Raw genomic sequence first — 23,419 nt, forward strand, 5'->3', positions numbered from 1 at the left:
TAGGGTATAGAGTAAAGATGGAAATAAGGAGTGAGGAAAACATGTTAAACCATTATTGTGCAGAAAAAATTTGCGAGTACCGAAACCAAGCGATCGAGTCAAGAGCGCGTGAACACTGGAAATGGAACCAATACGTAGAACAGCAAACGCAAGCCGTCAAACAAAGCATCAAAGTGATCGTAAAAGCAATCGCCATGTTCTTCTAAGCCGCGGATAACTCATGTTATAATAGAAGTTATGACAGCGGAATGGAGAAAAGGTGAAAGGCGGTTGTCGATGCATGGCGGTGCAAAGCGAAACCGAGCTGTATTTGCCGGTAAAGCGATATTTGGAAACGTTAGGCTTTGAAGTGAAAAGCGAGGTAAACAGCTGCGACATCGTAGCTTTGCGGGATGGCGAAGAAACGCCGGTCATCGTAGAGCTCAAGCGGACGTTTAACCTTGCTTTGTTGTTTCAGGGCATCGAACGGCTGAAGCTGTCCGACAGAGTTTATTTGGCCGTGGAGCGGAACCGCAAAAAAAGCGGTGCCCAAAACCAACGGTGGGGAGATATCGAGAGGTTATGCCGGATGCTCGGACTCGGCGTCATGACCGTGACGATGTACAAGACGAAGCCGGCGCTCGTCGAAGTTCTATGCGAGCCGGCACCGTATACGCCGAGACTGTCCAAAGGGCGCTCCGCCAAGCTGCTGAACGAGTTTCGCGAGCGGAGCGGCGACTACAACGTCGGCGGCAGTACGAAGCGCAAGCTGATGACGGCCTACCGGGAGAAGGCGCTGCACTGCGCCGCGATGCTGTCGGAGCATGGCCCGCTCAGCCCGCGCAAGCTGCGCGAGCTGACCGGCAATGCGAAGATGTCGGAGCTGCTGCAGAACAATTACTACGGCTGGTTCGAGCGCGTCGAGCGGGGCATTTATCGGCTGACGCCACAAGGCGAGGCAGCGCTTGCCGAGAACGTGGCTGTCGTCGAGGCGAGAGTTTCGACGCTATCATGAGCGGCTGCGGTTGTACTCGAAAGTAATGATTGATAAAATGCACCACGATCACGAATGCAACTTCCAAAGAAAAGGCGCGGAGCAACAGCTCCGCGCCTTAGCACTTACCTTATTTGTCCTTGCCCGAAGCATCGTGCGGCACGGTTACCGTACCGACGGCAACGGCCGTATCTCCCGACGTAAAGGTTACTTTGTACGTTATCGTGTATACTCGGCCTTTGCCCTGCGGCAACCTTACCGCACGCAGCTGAAAGAGCATGTCCGCCGTGCCGAATACGGCATCTTGGATGTTTCCTTCAGCCGGTTCGCTGCTCGTGATCGAAACCAATTCGACCGAAGCGATATCCTGCTTCCTGCCCTCATATAGGACCTCCGCTTGAATCGGAACCAGCTTATGGTTCGCAGGCCAAAGCGTAGTCTTACTCAGCTTCAGCTTCACCGGAAGCGGCGGTTTCACCGTGACGGCAACAGCCGCCGATGCGGTCGTCGCTCCTCCGTTATCGGTTGCAATGGCCGTGATGCTGTACTCGCCCGCCGCTACCTTCGTCCACTCGAAGCGATAGATGCCACCCGACAATTGTCCGTTACCCAGCTTGACGCCACCGTTATAAAATTCAACTTTCGCCACTTGGCCGTCGCTATCCGTGGCTTCCGCCTTCAGCTCAATGGAAGCCGGCGATGTGAACGTTGCGCCGCTGCCCGGGTTCAGCATCGTTACGGTCGGCGCCGCGTTCGGCTCGAGCACTGTCACATGCGCTTCCGCCGACTTGCCGCCATATTCGGCGCTGATGACCGTTTCGCCTCCGCTCAGCCCTTCAACGAGCCCCGTTGCCGGATCTACGCTTGCAGCCAGCGAATTCGAGCTGGCGAACCGGACACCGGAAGCGATCATTTGCGTTGTCCCGTCGCGATAGGCCGCCTTGACCGTCGCTTGGGCGCTCTCTCCAACGTTCAGCTTGGAAGGCAGCTCAATCGACAACGATTGCAGCGGATTGACGAACTGTTTGTACAGCGTCGCCACTTGTCCGGCGGACAGCCCTTGGCTATAAATTTGCGCAAGGCCGACCTTGCCCTTCATGAAGCTGCGCGCCCCGACCAGTTCCGGATCGGCTCCGATCGTCAAGTCCACGATCGCCGCTTGGCCGATCGCGCCGGGTTTCGTCGCCGAATCGACCTTCACTCCGTTTAAGTATAGCGCGTTTTCATTGCCATCGTACGTTGTCACCGCATGGTATACGGTATTCGCTTGCAGCGCTTCCGTTTTCAGCACGACATATCCTGCCGAACCGTCATTCCCTTGAATATACGTCCACGATTCCAACCGTTTCGTACCCGGATTGTATTCGAAGCCGTAATCGGAGCTTTGGTTTTTGGCGATGATGTCCTGGGTGCCTTCCAGCGTATCGAGCGAGAAGGCCGCGGCGAGCGTAATATGCTGCGGGCGCAGGCCTGCATTGTCCGCGATGCGGATATACGAGCTGCCGTCCAAGGCTAGCGCGTTTTTGCCGAACGCTTCGTCGTACGCAACCGTTGCCGACCCCACAATAACGCCGTCATTATGCGCTGGAGACGAGTCTTTCACAGCCGATTCCGCGAACGTATAATCGAGCAAGTCCGGCGCTCCGACATCCTCATAGACGAGCGGCGCGGTCGTCGCCGTCACCGACGGACCGTTATCGGTCCAATTGCCCGCTTCGTCTCCCGCTTCCACTTTGAACGTAAACATTGTTTCGGGCTTCAGGCCTGTTATTGTATACGCCGGCGTCCCCGCTTCGACAGTCGCCGCCAAGACACCGTCCCTGAACACCTTGTACGACTTGACGCCGATATTGTCGGTCGCCGCCGTCCACGACAGGTCTACGCTCGTTGTGGTTGCATTCGCCGCGGTTAAGCTGCTGCCGTCAGGCCAAACCGGTTTATTCGTATCGACCGATTGCTCGACGCCGGTAATTTGGGCATGCGTCAATGCGCGCGAATAGATTTTGACATAACCGATTTTGCCGGCAAAATAACTGCGCGCCCCGCCATCAGGCTCGGGATCGACGCCGATCGCCAGATCGACCGGATCGCCCGCTTGGCCGATTTCGCCGGCTGCCTGCTTGGAATCCACTTTCTCGCCGTTCAAATAAAAGACGGACTCCGCACCGTTATACGTGACGGCCACGTTGTATTTGGTCTGCGCCTGCAGTACAGGGCTTTGCGTCACAACGTAGCTACCTCCCCCGCCAGCATCTTTCACATAAATCCAAGCTTCGAGTCGCTGCGTATCGGGGTTGAACTCCAGACCGTAATCCGAGCTTTGGTTTTTCGCCACGATATCCTGGTAGCCGTCCAGCGAGTCCAGCGAGAAGGAAACCGCCATCGTCACCGTTTTCGGGCGCAAGCCCGCATTGTCCGGAATGCGCACGTACGACTGCCCGTCCAGCACGAGCACGTTTTTTTCGAACACATTGTCGTACTGGACGACAGGTTGTCCGACTTCAATGCCGTTATTGCCTGCCGGGGAATTGTCATGGGTCGCCGATACGGCGAAATCGTAATCGACGAGATCCGGCTCGGGCGTATAATTTACCGAGTATTCCTGACCCGGAATCCACGCTTTGCGGTAAAAATCGCGTCCCGCGACAACAACCTTGTAAGGATAAACTTTGACGTACAGTCCTTCGCTTTCGTTCGGACCGATCGACTGATCGTTCGAATTCAGCGGGTCCCACGTCGTGGAGGAATTGAACATCGTAAATTGGTTTTTGGCGATCGTCGTCGGCATGTTGAGCGTCCAATGCGTATGGCCGGAAAAATAAATCGTCTGCGGATATTTCGCCAAAATTTCCGTGAGCCGCTCATGCTGAATAACGGCCCGGTTGTTGCCGATTATATCGCTGCCCGAAACGGTATTCGGCAACGGCTGGTGCAGGAACACGAATATCGGCTTGTCCTTGCTTGCGCCCTCCGCCATCTTCTCCTCCAGCCAGTTCAGCTGCGTATCGGAAAGAAACGCGTCCTCCCCGTTGGAAGGGCTCGACTGGCGATATTGCTCGGAGCCTAGGAAAATAAAGTGGTAATCGTTAATCCACTTGTCGCGGTACAAGCTTTCGGAGCCTGTTTTTTGCAGGAACCGGTTAATGGACATCTGCTCCGTTTCGCCGTTCGGGAAATTGTCCATGTCCCATTCGCCGCCCGCATTGTACCATGCTTTGTAAAACTCGTGGTTGCCGATCGAAAATTGTACCGACGCATGCGGAACCTGACCCAATATTTCGTTCATCTTGTCATAGTCCGCTTCCCAGCCGCTGACCGTCAAATCGCCGTTCACGACAAGCGTATCGGCATTTGGAGCGGATTCGTGCAAGTCGGTGAGGGCGTTTTTGAACTTGTTGTAGGACGCCGGATTGTATGCGTTTACATGAATATCGCTCAATACAGGGAATTCAAGCAGCGGCTCCCCGTCCGGCGCATCCGTTTTCGCGGTCGTAACCGTAACCGAAGGACCGGTCGTGCTCCAATTGCCCCATTCGTCCACAGCCTCGACCTTGAACGTATAGGAGGTTTCCGGGGTCAAGCCGGAAGCGACATAGGACGGTTCCGACGCGCCGATCGTCGCGATAGCCGTTCCGTCCCGGAATACGCGGTATTTCGTAACGCCGACGTTGTCCTGTGCGCGGTTCCATGACAGGTGCACGCTCGTATCGCGCAGGTTGAACAGCGAGATGACGCTGCCCTGCGGCCAAGTCGGCGCTTCCGGATCTTCCGTTGACGGCACCGGGTAATCAACCGTGTACTCATGGCCTTCCATCCACTGCCCGGCGGCAAAATCCCGCGCCTTGACGACAACCCGGTCCTGGAAAACCTGAACGTACAGCCCTTCGCTTGCGTTCGGGCCGATTTCCTGTCCGGATGCGTTAAGCGGCCTGAATACGGAAGACGTGTTGAATACGGTGTATTTGTTCTTCACCATGGTCGGCGTGTAGTTGAAGCCCATCTGCGAATCGCCGTGGAACCAGATGACTTGAGGATAACGGTTCAATATTTCCTGCAGCTGCTCACGCTGGACGACCGAAGTCATCGATTGGTGCAGGAACAGGAAGATCGGCTTGTCCAGGCCGGCATTTTCCGCCAGCTTCGAGCTCAGCCAATCCAATTGCTCTTGGGAAAGGTAAGCGTTGTCCGCGACCGACGGGTCGGACTGCCTATACTTCTCCGAGCCGAGAAATACAAAATGGTAGCCGCCGATCCATTGATCGTAATAAAGCCCGCCGGCTCCGGTTTTCGCCAAATAACGGTTGATGGAATCCTGGTCGCTTTCCCCGTTCGGGAACGTTGCCGGGCTCCAATTGCCGTTCTGGTCGTACCAAGCATGATAAAACTCATGATTGCCGATGGTGGTATAAGCCTCTGGATGGGGGTGATTTTGAAGCACTTGATTCAGTACGTCATACTCGTCTTTCGTTGCTCCGGCTACGATGTCTCCGTCGATGACGAGAGCGTCGGCGTCCGGGTCGACGGCATGGAGATCGTCCAAGGCTTGACCGAGCTTGTCCGAGCTAGAGGCAACATCGCTCAAGAGCAACGTGTTGCTGAGCACGGGAAAGCTGATCAGCGGCGTCTCGCCGGCCTGCGAAAGCACTGAGGCTTGCGCTTCCCTCTCTGCGGCATAAGTCGGCTGAACGCCCGAGAGCAGGGGGAACAATCCGATACTTGCCGCCAGAAGGGAAGTAAGTACCTTTTTCACCAAATCATTCACTCCTTTGTGCTGAAATGACAACAAGCGAATCAGGCGATGCTTCCGTATTGATCCATATCCCCCCTCCTTTCGCCTACATTATACAATCCTGCCAAGTGAAATAGAAGAATAATTTTTCTTAATTTTTTGTATAGTCGGAATATTTTTTCGTTTACAAATCGGCTTTGATTTTATATGTTAGAAAATAGAGGGTTCGAATTCATGAATCCGCATACGAGGAGATGATGATGTGTTGAAGCGTCAGGTTTCATTTGCTGCTTCCTTACGGTTATTGCTTCGCGTCCTTCCCGTAATTTCCCTTATGCTGCTTCTACTCGCCGCATCTCTTGCCGCCCCGCCGCCTAAGGCCGATGCCCATGGCAACACCTTCGTGTACACCGACATTTACATCGAACGGCAATCCGTCAAAATGATCATGCGCGTCGATAACCTGACGATCTGGGAAATCGGCGGCGCGATGGATCTCAATCAGGACAAAATCATCGACGCTTCCGAGCTCGAAGCCGGCTATGCATCCTTTATTGAGCCTTATCTCGCCAAAACGTTAACCGTCAAAAACGGCGGTACCGCGCTCGATATGGTGTCCGTGAAGCAGGATCTCCCGAACCCGAACGTCATTCGGATCGAGCTCACTTTTCCCGCCGAACGGCAGCTGCAGACGATCGGCATCCGGTACGACAGCTTCTTCGAGGTAGCGCCCGGGCACCAGAATATCGCCGTGTTCCATCAGTCGGACGATACGTCATTCAAGCATATCCTGGACGCAGGAAACAGAGACTGGGTCGGTGAATATGGGGGACAAGCCCCTTCGGTGCTTGAGACGATGCGCGAATTCGTTATGCTCGGCGTCGAGCATATATCGACCGGCTACGATCATTTGTTGTTCCTGCTCGCGCTTCTCATCGTCGGCATGAGCTTCAAGCAGATGCTCGGCGTCGTTTCTTCATTTACGATCGCGCATAGCATTACGCTCGCCCTATCGGCGCTTGATGTCGTCAGCCTGCCGTCGCGCCTGGTGGAATCGGTTATCGCGCTGTCGATCGTTTATGTCGTATATGAAAATGTATACCGGGCGCAAAATGTCAAATACCGCTGGTTGCTCACCTTCGGCTTCGGCTTGATCCACGGCTTCGGCTTCGCCGGGGCGCTGCAGGAAATCGGCCTTCCGAAGCAGCAGGAAGTCTACGCTTTATTCACGTTTAATCTTGGCGTCGAGATCGGCCAGCTTGCCGTCGTTTGCATCGTGCTGCCGTTGCTTCTGTACATCAAAAAACGCCATTGGTTCGGGCGGCTGCGCTTGTCCGCCTCGGCGATGATCGGACTTGCGGGCAGCTTCTGGTTTATTACTCGCGTATTTGGGTTATAAGACCTCCGGTGGGGCATAATGGATGAATGAAACCTTAAACCCATCATTCAGACTGTAAGCGAGGAGCATTCGACGTGGATACATACGATGAGTACGATCGGCATTCGAACCGGCACAATGATCGCGAACAATTGTACGAAATACCGGACGAGCATATGGAGGTAGATTCCGACGTCAACGACGATCCCGGCCGCGAGCTGCAATTGGACGCTTCGTTCGAGGACTGGTACCGCAACATCGGCTATTGGGTGAGGCAGAAGGAAGATATGACGCAAGTGCCGAGAGCGAATGTTTTTGAAGCTGCCATGGAAATGGACGAAGATAACGCCAACGCAGAATAATACGATGCGGAATATACGATGAACGCCCATCCTCCCAAACATCAAGTCAAAAAATCCCATCCAGTGGATCGCATCACCTAGACGATGATCCGTTGAATTCATGCGCTGCAACTGTTGCAGCGTATTTTTATCCCTTAAAAGAACCAATATGAACACAAATGAACATTTAATTCGGTTATATGTACAGTTTCGAACCTTTATATTATAATTAAACCGTATATCGAACAAATAAGGAGGACATCACGTGCAAATCCGATACGCAACAAACCCGACAGCAACCAAAACGTACGATACCGAACAGCTCCGCAATGAATTTTTGATCGACGGCTTGTTCCAGCCGGGAGCCCTAAAGCTCGTTTATAGCCACGTCGACCGGATGATTACCGGCGGCGTTATTCCGACGGAGGAGCCGATCAAGCTGGAAGCCGACCCGAAGGAAATGGGCGCGGCTTATTTCCTGGAACGCCGCGAGATCGGCATCATTAACGTTGGGCCGCGCGGCAGCATTACCGTCGACGGCGAGACGTACGTCATGGAAACAAAAGACTGCCTATACGTCGGCCTCAGCAACAAAGAAGTGCTGTTCGCCAGCGACGACAGCGGCAATCCGGCGCGCTTTTACCTGAACTCCGCCCCGGCCCATCACGCTTACCCGACCGCAAAAGCGGCGATCAGCGAAGCGGAGCCGAACCATCTCGGCAGCATCACGAACTCCAACGAGCGGACGATTTACAAATACATTCATACGCAAGGCATCCAGAGCTGCCAGCTCGTCATGGGCATGACGCTGCTGAAGCCCGGCAACATGTGGAACACGATGCCCTGCCATACGCACAACCGCCGTTCCGAGGTGTACTTCTACTTCGACATGCCGGAAGACGGCGTCGTATTCCATCTCATGGGCGAGCCGACCGAAACGAGACACCTTGTCGTCCGGAACGAACAGGCGGTCATTTCGCCGAGCTGGTCGATTCACAGCGGCGTCGGAACAAGCAACTATACATTTATTTGGGCGATGGCCGGCGAAAACCAGGAGTTCGCCGATATGGACGCCGTTGCCATGAAAGAGCTGAAATAACGAATGAGCCTGAAACGACACGAAAAAATTATGTCCCTCCTGCTCCAGGCCGGAGAAGTGAAGGTTGCCGAGCTGAGCGAGCTGCTGCAGGTCACCGGCAAGACGGTGCGCGAGGATCTGGAGAAGCTGGAGGAGCAAGGACTGCTCACCCGCGTCCATGGCGGTGCGGTTGTGCGCAATGACGCAGAGCGAGGACTGCTCCCCGTGCAGAGGGCGAATACGGCCAATCTGGCGCTCAAAGCGGAAGCGGCGGCCCTTGCGGTACGTTATATCGAGCCGAACGACATCATTGCGCTGGATGCCGGCAGCACGACGCTGGAAATGGCCAAGCAGCTGGACAACGTACCGTTAACCGTCATCACGAACGACTTGTTCATCATTAGCGAGCTGGCCCGCAAAAGCGAAATCCGGCTAGTCGTGCCGGGCGGGTACCGGCAGCGCAACATGCTCGTCGGACCGGATACGGCTTCGTTCATCCGCAAGCTCAATATCGGCAAAGCATTTCTGTCCGCAAGCGGCATTCATGCCGAATACGGGCTGACAATATATACGAGCGAGCTGCATGAACAGAAGCGGGCGATTATTGAAACGGCGAAGCGAGTATTTTGCGTTGCCGATCATACCAAGTTCGATCAATACGCGCTCATGACGTTCGCGACGCTGTCCGAGCTGGAGCGCATCGTCACCGACCGCGGATTGCCCGGGGATATCGCCGCCAAGTTCGCCGCGAGCGGTGTCCCGATTGAAAAGGAAACGGAGTGATGGAGCTATGAACTTTGACTTGCACGGCCGGACGGCAATCGTAACCGGAGGCGCCCGCGGACTCGGCGCCGGCATCGCGCTTGGTTTAGCCCAGGCGGGAGCCGACGTGGCCATCGTCGCGAACGGCAGCACGAATCGGGACGTCCAAGAGGCGATTGAAGCGATGGGACGCCGCGCGCATACGATCGTCGCCGATCTCAGCGACGAGTCCGTATTGCCCGGTGTCATCGGACAAACGCTCGAAGCGTTCGGCAAAGTCGACATTCTCGTCAACAATGCCGGCATCATCCGCCGGACGCCCGCCGCAGAGCATGGAGCGCAAGACTGGCACGACGTAATCGATATTAACCTGAACAGCGTTTTTTTCCTGTGCCAGCTCGCGGGGCGGGAGATGATCAAGCAAGGCTACGGCAAAATCATCAACATCGCATCGATGCTTACTTACCAAGGCGGCATTAACGTACCGGGATATACGGCATCAAAGCACGGCGTCGCCGGCATTACGAAAGCGCTCGCGAACGAGTGGGCGAGCAAAGGCGTGAACGTCAACGCAATCGCCCCGGGCTATATGGCTACGGACAATACGGCCGCGCTGCGCTCGGATAGCGACCGCAGCCGGCAAATTCTGGAGCGCATCCCCGCGAACCGTTGGGGAACGATCGAGGATTTGCAAGGACCCGTCGTGTTTCTGGCTTCACAAGCTTCTGATTATATGCACGGCCACGTCATGTGCGTGGACGGCGGATGGATGGCGAGGTAAGCATCGATGAAAAAATTGAAATTGATCGAAACGGTCGTACGCGAAGGCGTCGTCGCCGTATTGCGCGGAGATTCGCCGGAGGAAGTCGTGGAGATGGCCGAGCAAGCGATCGCCGGAGGCCTGAAAACAATCGAGGTGACGATGACCGTCCCGCGCGCGCTGCAGGCCATCGAACGGCTTGCGGCCCGATATTCCTGCACCGCTCCGGCGGATGCGCCGAATTTTGCCGTCATCGGCGTCGGCACGGTGCTCGACCCGGAAACGGCGCGTGCCGCCATCCTGAGCGGGGCCGAATTCGTCGTTGGCCCTTCGTTCAACCCGGCTACCGTAACGCTGTGCAACCGCTATCGGGTGCCGGTTATGCCCGGTGTCATGACGATTCAAGAGATCCAATCCGCTTTGGAGCTAGGTGTCGATATCGTGAAGCTGTTCCCCGGCAACCTGTTCTCCCCTGCGATGATCAAAGCGATCAAAGGACCGCTGCCGCAGGCGAACGTCATGCCGACCGGCGGCGTATCGCTCTCGAATCTCGGCGAATGGATTCAGGCGGGCGCCGTTGCGGTTGGCATCGGCTCCGACCTGACGGCTGAAGCGGTCAAGACAAAGGATTATTCGCTTGTCGCGAAAAAAGCGGCCGCTTATATGGAAGCATACCGTGCGGCAGTCGGCGGAGCGCGCGGATAAACCGTGCTTTTTCCGGATCGCAATCCGGCATCCTTTTGCATTCATCCCCTATTTTCAACCATTCATTGATTGAAGGAGCGTATGAACAATGTGGAAACAAGCCATTGAAGACGCCGTTGCCAAAACTCGCGCCAATATCGAGCGGTTCGGCGACCAATTCCCGCATGTCGGCATCGGCGGCGGCGGTTATTCCGGCAACTTGAACCCGAACAACGATTGGACGGACGGCTTCTGGACCGGCATGCTGTGGTTATGCTATGAATACACGAAGGACGAAGTTTTCCGGCAGGCGGCTCATCGGAATATCGCCAGCTTCCGGAGCCGGCTGGACAACAACGTTGTTGTCGACCATCACGACATCGGCTTCTTATATTCGTTATCCGCCAAAGCCGGCTGGATCGTCGAGCGCGACGAAGCGGCCAAGCAGCTCACGCTCGAAGCCGCCGACAAGCTGATGCTCCGCTGGCGCGAAAAGTCTCAGCTCATTCAGGCGTGGGGCCCTGCGGACGACCCGGAGCAAGGCGGCCGGATCATCATCGATTGCCTCATGAACTTGCCGCTGCTGTATTGGGCGTCCGAAACGACAGGCAATCCCCGCTACCGGGACGTTGCCGTCATTCATGCGGAAAAAAGCCGCCGTTTTCTCGCGCGCGGCGACGATTCGTCTTACCATACGTTTTACTTCGACCAGCAAACCGGCGTGCCGATCGGCGGCGCGACGCATCAAGGCTACACGAACGGTTCGACCTGGACGCGCGGCCAAGCTTGGGGCGTTTACGGCTTCGCCTTGTCCTACCGGTACACGCATAACCCGGCTTTCCTCGAAACTTCGAAACGTCTTGCCCGTTATTTCATCGAGCATTTGCCGGAAGACGAGGTCGCTTATTGGGACTTCAATGCGCCCGTCGACGCCGAAACGAAGCGCGACAGCTCCGCTTCTGCGATCGTATGCGCAGGCTTGCTTGAGATCATCGGCCACCTCGACGAGAACGACGAGGATCGCGCTTACTTCGCCGGGAAGCTGCAAAGCTCCCTCGCCTCGCTCGTAAGCCGTTATTCGACGATCGGCGACCAAAACGCCGAAGGACTGCTCCGCCGAGGCTCTTACAGCGTCCGCCACGGCCATTCGCCGGACGACTTCGTGATCTGGGGCGACTATTATTACCTGGAAGCGTTGATGCGTATCGAAACCGGAATTACCGGGTACTGGTACGAACGTTAACGTTTAGACGGCGCTTATGAACGGCGATGGCATAGGCTGAACTTCCCCGTGAAACGATTAAAGCTCAACGCGTTTAAATACTCCCTCCATCAGACTACGGTCTGTTAGAGGGAGTATTTTTTTATCGAATAGCAGGATATTATACTTTTCTCACGAAAATGTTTATTAAGTTAAAATAAGTTTCATATTATAGTTTATATTCCATGATGAGGAGGAGAATGTATTGTCCCAATCCCAATGGATTCATGCAGGAACTCTGGAAGAGCTGCGGCGCGAAGGCGCCAAAGTGATCAAAGGCGGCATCGCCGTATTCGCCCATGAAGGCGAGGTGTACGCCGTCGACAACCGCTGCCCGCATATGGGCTTTCCGCTGCACATGGGCAGCTTGTGCGACGGGATTTTGACCTGTCACTGGCACCATGCGCGGTTTGACGTGTGCAGCGGTGGAACGCTCGATCTATGGGCGGACGATATTCCCGCTTACGACGTGAAGATTGAACAAGACGAAGTGTATGTCGATTCCCGCCCTCGGAATAAAGGCGATAAGAACAAGCACCTGCAGCGGCTCCGCGAAGGGCTGGAACAAAACCTGTCGATCGTCATCGCCAAATCGGTCGTTGCCTTGGTGGAAGGCGGCGTTCCCGAGTCGGAAATCGCCAAAGTCGGCGTCGCGTTCGGCACCGAGCAGCGTTCGAACGGCTGGGGCTCCGGCCTGACGATTCTGAGCGCGATGGTGAACGTGCTGCCGAAGCTGGATGCCTACGGGCGCATCCTTGCCTTGTTCCACGGCTTGGTGCACGTTGCGCGCGATGCAGCGGGGCGATCGCCCCGCCATATGGTACAGCCGCTGCCGGATGCGAATGTGCCGATGGAGCGGCTTGCCGCTTGGTATCGCAATTGCATCGAGGTCCGCGACCGGCAAGGTGCGGAGCGGGTGCTGCTGACTGCGATTCGCAAGGGTGCGGACGAGCAGACGCTGGCCGAAATGATGCTGGTTGCCGTGGGCGACCACTTTTATTTGGACGGCGGGCATACATTCGATTTTCACAATAAAGCATTCGAAATGCTGCGCCATACCGGAGCTGAACTCACGGAGCGCATCTTAACCTCGCTTGTGCCTTTGCCCGTTCAGGCAACGCGCAGCGAGGAGCTGCACAGCTGGATGTCGCCGGTGAATCTCGTGACGCCTCTGCGGGAAGCGTTCCAGTCGATTGCCTCTGCCGGCCTGCCGCAAACCGATGCGCCTGAAGCTACGTTCGATGAAGACGCCTTTATCGAGCAGTTGCTCTCCGACCGGCCGCTCGATACGATCGGTGCGATAACGGAAGCGTTCCTGCAAGGCGTCCGCCCTGCGACTATCGCCCAATTAACCGCGCTCGCCGCGGCGGAACGAATCGCTAGGTTCCACACGCAGAACGATTTCGGCGATTGGATCGCCGTCCTGCATACGTTCACGCATGCGCACGCCGTACATGAAAGTCTCAACCGCAGCGCCGATCCGTTAACCGTACGCGCCGTTTATTATACGGCGATAAGCATCTACCTCGACCGGTTCCTGAACATCCCGGCGGCGCCACGCCCGAACGCTGCCAACATTGCTGCAGGATCGTATTCGCTTGAGCCTAGCGAGCTGCTGGATATGCTGAACCAGCGGCAGCAAGTCGCCGAAGCCGCCAAATGGACGACGCATTATATCGCCCAAGGCGGGGATATCGGCGCTTTGTTCAATACGCTCGGCCACGCGCTGCTGCGCGAGGATGCCGAATTCCATTCATTCCAAATGTACGAAGCCGCCGCGATCGAATACGACCGGTGGAGCGAATCGACAAGCACGCTCCGGGAGCGGGCGAAAGAAACGATTGTATTGGCATTGACCCGTTACTTGGCCGCCCATGCGCCAACGGCAAGAGAATTGCCGAATACGGCCAAAATCGCCTGGCGCTTGCAGCGCGGCGAGCGGTTATTCGAGGAAGGTTAAAGCCCTATTTTTCCGGGCTACAGACAATATTGTTGTACCACGTACAACAATGACGTGCATAAACCTTCGTTCCGATCAGTATTGTTGTACCCCGTACAACATTCGGACGTACAACGCTTCGAAACAGACCCTATTGTTGTAGGCGATACAAGATTACGAACATGTCGGCTTAAATTACGACGAGTTGTTGTACTATGTACAACAACTCGTCGATTTTGCTTTAACCAACCCGGTTATGGAAAACTGCGCCTACGTATATACAAACACAAGCTCCATTGTTAATATGACGCAGGTCGACGGATAACACGCATGCTCCTGCTCCTGCTCCTTGTTAGCCTACTTCTTGGCGGTAAACTGTTCGATCGCATCCGCAAAACGCTTCACGCCAACGACCGTTCCTTCGTTATCGGTATGCGTGTAGTTCAAGCGCAGCGTATTCCGCCGCGGCTCTCCGGCATAAAAATCGTTGCCCGGAACAAAAGCGACGCCATGCTGCACGGCGATTTTCAACAGCTCGGACGAATCAACGCCCTCCGGCAGCTCCATCCACAGAAACATGCCGCCTTTCGGAACGTTCCAACGGATGTCGTTCCACGCATACTTGTTCAACTCTTCTACCATGAACAGCATCCGTTCCTTATAGTTGCGGCGAATCAGCTCGATATGGTCATCCAACGGAAAATGCTCGAGCAGTTGGTTCAGCGCTTGCTGGTCCAAGGTGCTGGAATGCAGGTCGGACGCTTGCTTCGCCTTGGCCATCATCTGGATGATGCGTGTATCGCCGATCGCCCAGCCGGTACGCAGCGCAGGCGCGACCGTTTTGCTGAACGTGCTCGTATAGACGACGCATGAGCCGTTCGGATGGTCTTCCATCGAAAAAATCGTCGGATACATCGCTTGGCCGTCGAATTGAATTTCGCCGTACGGATCGTCTTCCAGAATGAGCAGGTTATTCGCCTTGCACGTCTGAAGCAGTCCTTTCCGTCGTTCGACGCTCCATACATTACCGGTCGGGTTCGAAAATGTCGGCACGACATAAACCATCTTCGGCCGATGCGCTTTCACCTTACGCTCCAAATCTTCAAGAATCATGCCGTCGGAGTCGCTCTCAACCGGGATCACGCTAACTCCGCGGAATTTGAACACTTGGAGCGCAGCCAAATATGTAGGGTTCTCAACGAGCACGACATCGCCTGGATCAAGATAAACGCGAGCCAGCAGATCAATCGCTTGCTGTGATCCTGTCGTCAAGATCATGTTATCGACGGCGACATTCATCCGTTTGCGCGCCATCCGTTCGCACAGCTTCTCGCGAAGCGGAGTGTACCCCTCGGTCAGGCCGTATTGCAGCGCGCCCTTGCCCAGCGTGAACACGCGATTCATCGCTTCTTGCACCGCATCCACCGGAAATAACTCTTCAGCCGGAAGTCCGCCGGCAAACGAGATAATAGCATTGCCTTGGGTCAGCTTCAATATATCGCGGACGGCTGACGATTTCAGTTGTTGAACCGCATTGGAAAATACGTAATCCATGGGAATATCCCCCTTTCGATAATTCAAATTATAGTACAATCCCGCCAAAAAATCGACAAATGATGCAGTCAAGAAAAGGCGGAACCTGAGAAGATTCCGCTCCGATTTCCTTGATTATATCCCGCACGAACCCGGAAAACCGTCATGCTCCTTAGTTTCTTTTAACTTTTCCCGCATTTCCCTGTCGCCGGGCATTTCCGCGGCCACCTTCACTTTAGCGTCGGCCGGCGATCTGTCGATCGGCCGGTTTTTGTCTTTTTGCGCCATCATGCTGCCTCCTTTGTATCGCCCATCGTACGGCGATATGATCAGGTTCTGCAAAGTATGTTCCGCGTATTCTGCATTCCGCTGATCATCTTATGCATCCAGATCGCCGCTTGCAGCCCATCTCCAATCGCAATGGCCGCTTGCTCCGAATGTACGCCGATATCGCCGGCCGCCCATATGCCGGGCACGCTCGTCATTTTCGTCCGCGGATCGGTCACGATGTGCTTATTCTCCATCCGTTCAATTCCGATCGAGTGGGCGATGTCGGTATGGACCTTGTTGCCCCCAAAAGCGATAAACGCTCGCTCAGCCGCAAGCTCGGTGCCGTCCGTAAACAGGACGCCGGCGAATGCGTCCGGATGCTCCGACGCAACAAGCACCCTTTCAATCGATTTTTCGACGACCGTGATCCCTTTATGGCCCAATTCCCGGGCGATGGATTCATCGATCGGCTGCCGTTCGTGATTGACATAGAGGAGCTGATCGCACCAATAAGTTAACGTTAACGCCATCCGAGCGCCGACATCTCCCGCTCCCATCACAATCGTTCGTCGGCCTCGGATTTCGTATCCGTCGCAATCCGGGCAAATATAGACCGACTGCCCAAGACACCCGACAAGCCCCGGAAGCGGCGGAAACCGGTCGGACACGCCCGTCGCCAGCAGCAGCGTCAAAGCGGAGTGCGGAACGTCGGGATTACTGAGTGTGGCGACTTCGAACCCGCCTGCCCTTTTGACAATCTTCGAAACTTCGTCCTTCACAAACCGCACGCCCGTCCGTTCCGCGGCCATTCGCCCCAATCGCCGCAATTCCTCGCCGGATACGCCGTCCGGCCAGCCTAGTAAATTGTGGTAGCATCTGCACAATGTCGATCGTCCGTTTCCTTTGTCTACGACGAGGGTCCGATGCCCGTAACGCCCCAGTTGAATCGCTGCCTGAAGCCCGGCTAACCCGCCTCCGACAACGATTGCTTCATAATCCATGCCGAACCTTCTCCTTCGCATGATTTGGATGTTATTCTCAATAGCCTTTCCTAAATTGCCGCGCGTTACTCGACACATTCTATTAAAAATTGACACCATTCTACGAAATCACAATCTCTTCATTTTGATTCGGAGGTTCAATTCGGTATAATAGATGGGCGCAAGCATCAATAGATAACGACAGAGGTGAACCTAATGAATTCGCAGACGATTCCCGCACAGACGCAGCACGCATCGCGCAAGTCGGGCAAATCGGGCAAAAGCGCGCTCAAATATTTCATCATCAGTTGGTTCCTGCTGATCGCATGCGGTGTACTGGGCACCATGTTGTGGACACAGGAGATGAAACGCCAGCTGTTGGAAGATTTGCAGAATCAGACGGAAGCGCGGATCGCAGCCATGCAGACAGACTACCAGAACCGGCTCGCGGAAATGAAAAAAGGCATCGACACTGATATGAACGACATGAAAAGCAAGGTCGATGCGTTCAACGAGCTCCTTACGTTTACGAAGGACAATGCGAGCACCAAAACCGACAACAGCAACAAGCTGTATACTCAGCTGAACGAAGTCAAGAAGAAGCTGGACGAGCTGAAGAAAAACCTGGACGTGTTGAAATGACGCCCAAAGAGTTAAACCGATTTTGCCTGCTTGCGTGCGCTCCTTTTATCGGCATGCTCTTCTGGTTTGCATTCGCCACATTACATATCAACCTCGGTTTTACAGCGCATTCGTCAGCGGACGAGGCACCTGCGATCGTCATCCCCGAATCGTCCAAAGCGATAACCGAAGGGCTGGATCAAGCCAAAAAACTGGCCAATGAAACGATCGGCTCGATCCGCAAAGTATCCGACCTGTACAAAAAAACGACTTCGAGCATGAATTCCATCATGATTACAGCCAAGACGCAAGCGCCTCGTCCCGGCATCATCTACGATAAGCGGATTACGTCCAAGCTGGGATCTGCATCCCGGCAGGTGAGTACGGACAAAATCAACGCGGAATTGTTTTATTTGCACGAGCCCAACTACAAAGGATACGCGCTTAAGGTGAAGCTGAAATCGACTAACGCGATGGATATGGTACTGGGCTACGACAAGCTCGGCGCAGCGGAAACGACGTTGTCCGCGGTGAAGCGGTACGGCGCGGTTGCCGGCGTGAATGCGGGAGGTTTTGCCGACGAAAAAGGCAAGCGGTATCCGCTTAGCACCACCGTCGTGAATGGCAAGCTGGTAGGGGATTTTGAGCCGTCGTATAAAGATTTGTTCTTTGTAGGCTTGAATGATAACGGCAAGCTGATCGGCGGCAAATACGACCGCAAGGACGAACTGGTACAGCAGAATCCGAAATTCGGCGCTTCGTTCGTGCCTGTTCTGCTCAAGAACGGCCTTAAAACGACGATCCCTTCCAAATGGGAAACATCGCCGCGTCGGGCGCCGCGAACGGTCGTCGGCAATTACAAGGACGATCAGCTGCTCTTTATCGTGACCGACGGCTATACGGAGGACGGTTCATCCGGCGCAACGCTCGCAGAACTGCAAAATGCGCTTGTCCGGCTAGGCGTCAAAGACGCCTACAACTTGGACGGAGGCGGCTCCTCCACGCTTGTTTTTCAAGGCAAAGTCATCAACAATCCGTCCGACGGCCGGCTGCGTCCGCTGGCCACTCATTTTTTGTTTTTTAAATGATCACAATTTCGGATTTTCTTTTTGCCGCACCTTGGGTATAATATACATAGTTCATTTGGAGGTGTGGTCAATGTCCATCACGTTCTGGATCGTTATGCTCGTATTTGCAATGTTCATTACGGCTATGCTTACGTCTTCGTATAACGACGATAAAACGAAAGGGCTATAAACCGCCATTTCGACCGAAAAGCTTCCTCGTTCCATGCGAGGGAGCTTTTTTATATTTTCAGAAAGGTTCCATACATTTAATGCTAAACGCAAAAAAAGCGCCACGCTCCGCTGGAGGAGCCATGACGCTTCATCTTTTTAATTATGCGCGTTGACGCAAACGGTTCATTTCGCCGATGCATTCGCCGCAAATGTAACGATCTTTAAAGTCTTTCACCGCTTCGATCGATCCGCAAAACACGCATTTCGGATGATAACGCTCCAGAATAATGTGGTCGCCTTGTACCAAAATTTCAACAGGGTCCCCCTCATTCATCTGATAACGCTTGCGGAGGGACTTCGGTAACACGATGCGTCCCAATTGGTCTACTTTACGAACTACGCCTGCCGGTTTCATCAGTTTCCACCTTTCTCTTATGTCTCGTTGCACGGTTTTCGTAGGATTTTAGAAACCTATAACCTATACATTAACTATATATTCGATGCCTTACCTCGAATTCCTGCTTATTCAATGCGAAAATCCCTTTATGTTTATTCCAATCCCGGATACCCGTTCTGCCGGAGCGCTTCGTATACGACAATCGCCGCCGAGTTGGACAAATTCAGCGAGCGCACCGCGCCGGTCATCGGAAGCCGCATTAAGCTGTCGGGATGTGCATCCAGCAATTCCTTAGGCAATCCGGACGTTTCTTTGCCGAACACAAAAAAATCGCCGTCCCGAAAACGATACTCGTCCATCCGCTTGCTCGCCTTCGTTGTCGCCAGAAAGAAACGGCCTTCGGGATATTGGTCGACGATCTCTTGGAAAGAGTCGTGATATTCGACTTGAACCGCATGCCAATAATCGAGGCCGGCCCGCTTCAGCGTCCGGTCATCCGTCTGGAAGCCAAGGGGACGCACCAGATGAAGCACGGTTCCCGTGGCTGCACATGTACGGGCGATGTTACCGGTATTGGCCGGAATTTCGGGATTAACAAGCACAATATGAAAAGCCATTCATGATTCACCTCTAGTAGCTTCTTGTTTCGCCTTAACCTTATATATTTTAACATTGAGTTAACGTATTGTTAATCCCAAGTTGATAGTCTTCCTCCATAATGGACCTAGAACATGCTCTGCATACCAAATAATGGAGCAAGGAGACATTCGAATGAAAAAAAAGATTTTAGTCGTGGACGACGAACCGTCCATCTCCATGCTGATTGACTTTAACCTTAAGCTCGGCGGTTATGAAGTATATTGCGTCCATGACGGAGAAGCCGTATTCGAAGCGATTCGTACGTACCGTCCCGACTTGATCGTGCTGGATCTGATGCTGCCTAAGATGGACGGCATTCAAGTATGCCGCGAGCTGCGTAAGCAGAACAACTTGGTTCCGATCATTATGCTGACCGCATTGCAGGATTTGACCGACAAAATCGCCGGGCTTGACAACGGTGCCGACGATTACATGACGAAACCGTTCAGTCCCCAGGAGCTGATCTCGCGTATACAGGCGATTTTCCGCCGCATTCAAGCATTGCCAAGCGGTAGCGAAAGCAGCGTCTACGACATCGGACGAATCAGCGTACGCGCCGACCAGCGCGAGGTGCTTGTCGATAGCGTTCCGGTAGAGCTGACGCCGAAGGAGTTCGAGCTGCTCGTATTTCTATGCAAGCACAGGGGCAAAGTATTAAGCCGCCAGCAGCTGCTGCACGGCGTATGGGATTACCATTTCCTCGGCGATACCCGCATCGTTGACGTTCATATCAGCCACCTGCGGGATAAAATCGAGAAAAACGCGCGGCACCCCGAATATATTATGACCATTCGGAACGTCGGATACAAGCTGGCCGAACCGGCTGTAAAAACGATGGCTAATGCTTGATAGTCTCGACTCGCGAATCAAGGTAACGTCTTTATGGCCTCAACTCCCGAATCGATGTAACGACTTGAAAATGCAACCTCTTGCTGAGGTTGCATTTTTGCGTTGTTGCAAGGTTGAAGGTTCGGAATCATCTGGAACAATTTGAATAGGTCGAACGTTAGTATAATGGGAGGTGACATCGATGAGATTAATTATTTCGTTCCTCATCGGAATGATCTTGCTTACAGCATGCAGCCAGTCGGTTGAAAACAGTGCCGAAAGCCGAGCCGAAGCAACTCATAATCCTACGGCCGAAGAAGTTCTCGCCCAAAATGCTGATGCCGATATTTTTCAATTTCAAGGAATCGTGTACGAAAACGCAGATCATGTGGATTGGGTGCAGCAAGAAAAGCTAACAAGTGGAGAACGCGTCGGGAAAATTACGAAGCAATACCAAGAAGGTGTTCCTTTCGAAGACGGCATGGCGACAAAACTTCCCGAAGGTGCGGAAATTTACGAGCCTGCAAAAAAAAGCGGCCCTGTGCTCATCGTGAAATGGAATGGCAATGAAAAGAGGTATCTTGGTTTACTCGAAGGTTAAGGCATGAATAAAATGTGATATCGCCGGATGACTCGAAATTTGCCGCTCTGGCAGCTATTCTGATCACGCAGTTCTGATCAAGCTTTGTCGATCAAGCTCTTCATGCTCCAATATGGTTAGCTCAATTAATCCCGTTTAGCTTAATACCGTACAGCGGCTATTCAGAAATTTTTGGCTGAAATTCAGAAACAAATTTCTGAAAATCTTATGAATACAATCGTTTTTCTAAGGATTCAGAAAAAACTTTCTGAAATACAGAAAATTTTGGCTAACTTCAGAAAATAATTTCTGAATTTGCGCATTTCTCTTCTTTTAACCCAATAATTAAGAAAATACGTTCTTAATTTCAGAAACTTTTTGCTGAAACGGCCTCGCCCTAGCCAGCAGTGCAATGAATAAGAAAAACTTCTATCGATGTCCTTCGAGGATAAGCGACATTTAGCAGACCAAAACCTTTATAACGTAATAAACCTCACGAAGCCGATATCGGCTCTGTGAGGTTTTTCATTGGTATAGCCGAAAACGAATTACCCGTTCCGCTGTTGGAAATCCTTCATAAACTGCTGCAGCGCTTTGCAGCTTTCATACGGCACCGCATTGTACGTTGAAGCGCGAAGCCCGCCAACATCGCGGTGGCCTTTCAGGCCGACGAATCCGTTCTGCTCCGATTCCTTTACGAAAAGCTTCTCCAGCTCCTCGGTTTGAAGACGGAACGTGATGTTCATGAGCGAACGGCTTCCCGCTTCGGCGCAGCCCCGGTAAAAACCGCCGCTTGCGTCGATCGTATCGTAAATGAGCGCCGCTTTCTCAATGTTGCGCTGCTCCATCGCCGTTAATCCGCCGTTCGATTTGATCCATTTCAGCATCAGGTCGACCATATAGATCGAGAAGGAAGGCGGCGTGTTGTAGAGCGAGTTGTTCTTGCTGTGCGTTTCGTATCGCATCATCGTCGGCAAGCCTTTAGCGGCTGCGGATTGTACCAAGTCGTCGCGGACGATGGCAATCGTTACGCCGGAAGGGCCGAGGTTTTTCTGCGCGCCCGCGTAGATCATCGCGAATTGGGACACGTCCACAGGACGGCACATAATGTCGCTGGACATATCGGCGATGAGCGGCACGTCGCCGGTCGTCGGATATGCCGCATATTGCGTGCCTTCGATCGTCTCGTTCGACGTGATGTGCAGATAAGCGGAATTCGGCGCGAGCTGAATGTCGCTAAGGGCAGGGATTTTCATAAACTTGTCCTGCTCCCCGCTTGCCGCGATCGACGTTTCCCCGAACAGCTTCGCTTCTTTTATTGCTTTGCCCGCCCAGTTGCCGGTCATCACATAACTTGCCGTTTTGCCAGGAGCCAGGAAGTTCATCGGTATCATCGCAAATTGCGTGCTTGCTCCTCCTTGCAGGAACAGTACGTGGTAACCGTCCGGAATGCCAAGCAGCTCCTTCAGCACGGTTTGAGCGGAGTTGTGCACGCCCTCATAAGTTGCGCTGCGGTGCGACATTTCCATAATGGACATGCCGGTGCCGCCAAAATCGACAAACTGCTCTTGTGCTTGCTGCAATACTTCGAGCGGCAGCGCCGCAGGGCCTGCGTTAAAATTGTAAGCGCGATTCGTCATTGGTTCTCCACCCTTGTCTTTTTCATGATATGGCTATGATAGCAAGATTCGTCCCCGCCATCAAGACATTGTAACCGGATGTTTCTTGAATGTTTAATGAATCATTTCAAAATGGTGAATGCTAACATCCGGAATGATATAGTGGAAGCATTGGAGGAGATGTCAATGGAGACAAATTCAAGCAGCCGCTCGCGCTTATTTATCGCCGTTCCGCTGCCGGACGAACTGAAGCAGCAGCTCGGAGAACGGATGATGGAATGGAAGCAACGGCTTGACTTTCAGAAATGGGTCTACCCGGCCGATTTGCATATTACGCTGTTTTTTATCGGGGATACGGAAGATCGAAAAATCGCGACGATCGTCGATGAGGTCGGAAAATCGATCGCCGGATTCGGCTCGTTTCCGCTTGCATTGACGAAAGCCGGCACATTCGGCAGGCCGCAAGCCCCGTCGATCCTTTGGCTTGGCGTCGGCGGCGAGCTCGAGCGGTTGCGCAGCTTGCAGAAGCTGGTGGAGCAAGCTGCGGTCGCTGTAGGGTACGCCGCGGAATCGCGCCCCTATGCGCCTCATATTACGATCGGGCGCAAATTTGCCGGTGCCGGAGGCGTTTCCTTTCAACCGGAAAAGCTGGCAGCGCTGCTTGCCAGTGAGCGTGAAGAAGGCCGAACGCTGGAATGGGAGGCGCAATCCGTCGTTTTATACCGCACCCGCCTCGGCCACAAGCCGATGTACGAGACGGTGCACGAATGGCCGCTGGAAAAGTAAGCTTCCTTGCGTAAACCCGAATA

The 23,419-nt window shown here is 53.9% G+C and carries 22 protein-coding genes; 15 read left to right on the top strand and 7 right to left on the bottom strand.

What is annotated here, in order from left to right; genetic code table 11:
• The first annotated feature begins 41 nt into the window (after positions 1-41).
• Together AC0LWM_RS03365 and AC0LWM_RS03370 are read left to right on the top strand one after the other, a co-directional pair.
• The gene (locus AC0LWM_RS03365) at positions 42-206 is read left to right on the top strand and encodes a hypothetical protein (protein WP_474673475.1); all 165 of its coding nucleotides are present in this window, start codon (positions 42-44) and stop codon (positions 204-206) included.
• A 74-nt stretch (positions 207-280) separates the two neighbouring features.
• A complete protein-coding gene (locus tag AC0LWM_RS03370; RefSeq protein ID WP_474673476.1) occupies positions 281-994 on the top strand; it encodes a DUF2161 domain-containing phosphodiesterase in 714 nt (237 codons plus the stop codon).
• A gap of 109 nt (positions 995-1,103) precedes the next feature.
• On the opposite strand, the gene AC0LWM_RS03375 is transcribed toward AC0LWM_RS03370, so the two are convergent.
• On the bottom strand, positions 1,104-5,723 hold the full coding sequence (locus AC0LWM_RS03375; protein WP_474673547.1) for a LamG-like jellyroll fold domain-containing protein: 4,620 nt from the start codon (positions 5,721-5,723) through the stop codon (positions 1,104-1,106).
• 241 nt (positions 5,724-5,964) lie between these two features.
• Here AC0LWM_RS03375 and AC0LWM_RS03380 point away from each other — a divergent pair, with 241 nt between their 5' ends.
• From AC0LWM_RS03380 to AC0LWM_RS03415, 8 genes are all read left to right on the top strand, one after another.
• Positions 5,965-7,101, top strand: coding sequence for a HupE/UreJ family protein (locus tag AC0LWM_RS03380; protein WP_474673477.1), 1,137 nt, complete (start codon positions 5,965-5,967; stop codon positions 7,099-7,101).
• Between the two features lie 74 nt (positions 7,102-7,175).
• Positions 7,176-7,442 carry a hypothetical protein gene (locus tag AC0LWM_RS03385; protein ID WP_474673478.1) on the top strand — a complete coding sequence of 89 codons (267 nt, stop codon included), beginning with the start codon at positions 7,176-7,178 and terminating at the stop codon, positions 7,440-7,442.
• 244 nt (positions 7,443-7,686) lie between these two features.
• Positions 7,687-8,520 carry a 5-dehydro-4-deoxy-D-glucuronate isomerase gene (gene kduI / locus AC0LWM_RS03390; RefSeq protein ID WP_474673479.1) on the top strand — a complete coding sequence of 278 codons (834 nt, stop codon included), beginning with the start codon at positions 7,687-7,689 and terminating at the stop codon, positions 8,518-8,520.
• Positions 8,521-8,523: 3 nt separating this feature from the next.
• Complete coding sequence (locus AC0LWM_RS03395; RefSeq protein WP_474673480.1) at positions 8,524-9,282, top strand: DeoR/GlpR family DNA-binding transcription regulator; 759 nt, start codon at positions 8,524-8,526, stop codon at positions 9,280-9,282.
• 7 nt (positions 9,283-9,289) lie between these two features.
• Positions 9,290-10,042, top strand: coding sequence for a 2-dehydro-3-deoxy-D-gluconate 5-dehydrogenase KduD (gene kduD / locus AC0LWM_RS03400; RefSeq protein ID WP_474673481.1), 753 nt, complete (start codon positions 9,290-9,292; stop codon positions 10,040-10,042).
• A 6-nt stretch (positions 10,043-10,048) separates the two neighbouring features.
• Positions 10,049-10,726: a bifunctional 2-keto-4-hydroxyglutarate aldolase/2-keto-3-deoxy-6-phosphogluconate aldolase gene (locus tag AC0LWM_RS03405; RefSeq protein ID WP_474673482.1), complete on the top strand. Its 678-nt coding sequence runs from the start codon at positions 10,049-10,051 to the stop codon at positions 10,724-10,726.
• Positions 10,727-10,814: 88 nt separating this feature from the next.
• Positions 10,815-11,948 (top strand): glycoside hydrolase family 88 protein, encoded by a 1,134-nt coding sequence (locus AC0LWM_RS03410; RefSeq protein WP_474673483.1) that lies wholly within the window; start codon positions 10,815-10,817, stop codon positions 11,946-11,948.
• 223 nt (positions 11,949-12,171) lie between these two features.
• On the top strand, positions 12,172-13,926 hold the full coding sequence (locus AC0LWM_RS03415) for a Rieske (2Fe-2S) protein (protein ID WP_474673484.1): 1,755 nt from the start codon (positions 12,172-12,174) through the stop codon (positions 13,924-13,926).
• A gap of 336 nt (positions 13,927-14,262) precedes the next feature.
• Here the strand turns inward: AC0LWM_RS03415 and AC0LWM_RS03420 are convergent, their stop codons facing one another.
• The 3 genes from AC0LWM_RS03420 to AC0LWM_RS03430 all read right to left on the bottom strand — a co-directional run bounded on the left by AC0LWM_RS03420 (position 14,263) and on the right by AC0LWM_RS03430 (position 16,709).
• Positions 14,263-15,459 carry an aminotransferase-like domain-containing protein gene (locus AC0LWM_RS03420; protein ID WP_474673485.1) on the bottom strand — a complete coding sequence of 399 codons (1,197 nt, stop codon included), beginning with the start codon at positions 15,457-15,459 and terminating at the stop codon, positions 14,263-14,265.
• Positions 15,460-15,573: 114 nt separating this feature from the next.
• Positions 15,574-15,726, bottom strand: a complete 153-nt coding sequence (locus tag AC0LWM_RS03425) for a hypothetical protein (protein ID WP_474673486.1) — start codon at positions 15,724-15,726, stop codon at positions 15,574-15,576.
• Positions 15,727-15,767: 41 nt separating this feature from the next.
• Positions 15,768-16,709 (bottom strand): NAD(P)/FAD-dependent oxidoreductase, encoded by a 942-nt coding sequence (locus AC0LWM_RS03430; RefSeq protein WP_474673487.1) that lies wholly within the window; start codon positions 16,707-16,709, stop codon positions 15,768-15,770.
• A 195-nt stretch (positions 16,710-16,904) separates the two neighbouring features.
• Here AC0LWM_RS03430 and AC0LWM_RS03435 point away from each other — a divergent pair, with 195 nt between their 5' ends.
• Positions 16,905-17,330 (top strand): hypothetical protein, encoded by a 426-nt coding sequence (locus AC0LWM_RS03435; protein WP_474673488.1) that lies wholly within the window; start codon positions 16,905-16,907, stop codon positions 17,328-17,330.
• On the top strand, positions 17,327-18,397 hold the full coding sequence (locus tag AC0LWM_RS03440; protein ID WP_474673489.1) for a phosphodiester glycosidase family protein: 1,071 nt from the start codon (positions 17,327-17,329) through the stop codon (positions 18,395-18,397). The genes AC0LWM_RS03435 and AC0LWM_RS03440 overlap by 4 nt, the downstream gene beginning before the upstream one ends.
• A gap of 310 nt (positions 18,398-18,707) precedes the next feature.
• On the opposite strand, the gene AC0LWM_RS03445 is transcribed toward AC0LWM_RS03440, so the two are convergent.
• Complete coding sequence (locus AC0LWM_RS03445) at positions 18,708-18,962, bottom strand: AbrB/MazE/SpoVT family DNA-binding domain-containing protein (protein WP_474673490.1); 255 nt, start codon at positions 18,960-18,962, stop codon at positions 18,708-18,710.
• 134 nt (positions 18,963-19,096) lie between these two features.
• Positions 19,097-19,561, bottom strand: a complete 465-nt coding sequence (trmL, locus tag AC0LWM_RS03450) for a tRNA (uridine(34)/cytosine(34)/5-carboxymethylaminomethyluridine(34)-2'-O)-methyltransferase TrmL (RefSeq protein ID WP_474673491.1) — start codon at positions 19,559-19,561, stop codon at positions 19,097-19,099.
• Positions 19,562-19,715: 154 nt separating this feature from the next.
• Between trmL and AC0LWM_RS03455 the strand changes: the two genes are divergently transcribed.
• Both AC0LWM_RS03455 and AC0LWM_RS03460 read left to right on the top strand, forming a co-directional pair.
• Complete coding sequence (locus AC0LWM_RS03455) at positions 19,716-20,432, top strand: response regulator (protein ID WP_474673492.1); 717 nt, start codon at positions 19,716-19,718, stop codon at positions 20,430-20,432.
• Between the two features lie 181 nt (positions 20,433-20,613).
• Entirely contained in the window at positions 20,614-21,012 is a 399-nt protein-coding gene (locus AC0LWM_RS03460; protein WP_474673493.1) for a hypothetical protein, read from the top strand.
• Between the two features lie 527 nt (positions 21,013-21,539).
• Here AC0LWM_RS03460 and serC read toward each other — a convergent pair.
• Positions 21,540-22,631: a 3-phosphoserine/phosphohydroxythreonine transaminase gene (gene serC, locus AC0LWM_RS03465; RefSeq protein ID WP_474673494.1), complete on the bottom strand. Its 1,092-nt coding sequence runs from the start codon at positions 22,629-22,631 to the stop codon at positions 21,540-21,542.
• Between the two features lie 165 nt (positions 22,632-22,796).
• On the opposite strand from serC, the gene thpR reads away from it, so the two are divergent.
• Positions 22,797-23,396, top strand: coding sequence for an RNA 2',3'-cyclic phosphodiesterase (gene thpR / locus AC0LWM_RS03470; RefSeq protein ID WP_474673495.1), 600 nt, complete (start codon positions 22,797-22,799; stop codon positions 23,394-23,396).
• Positions 23,397-23,419 lie beyond the last annotated feature (23 nt).

The sequence above is a fragment of the Paenibacillus sp. sgz302148 genome, from assembly GCF_056120465.1.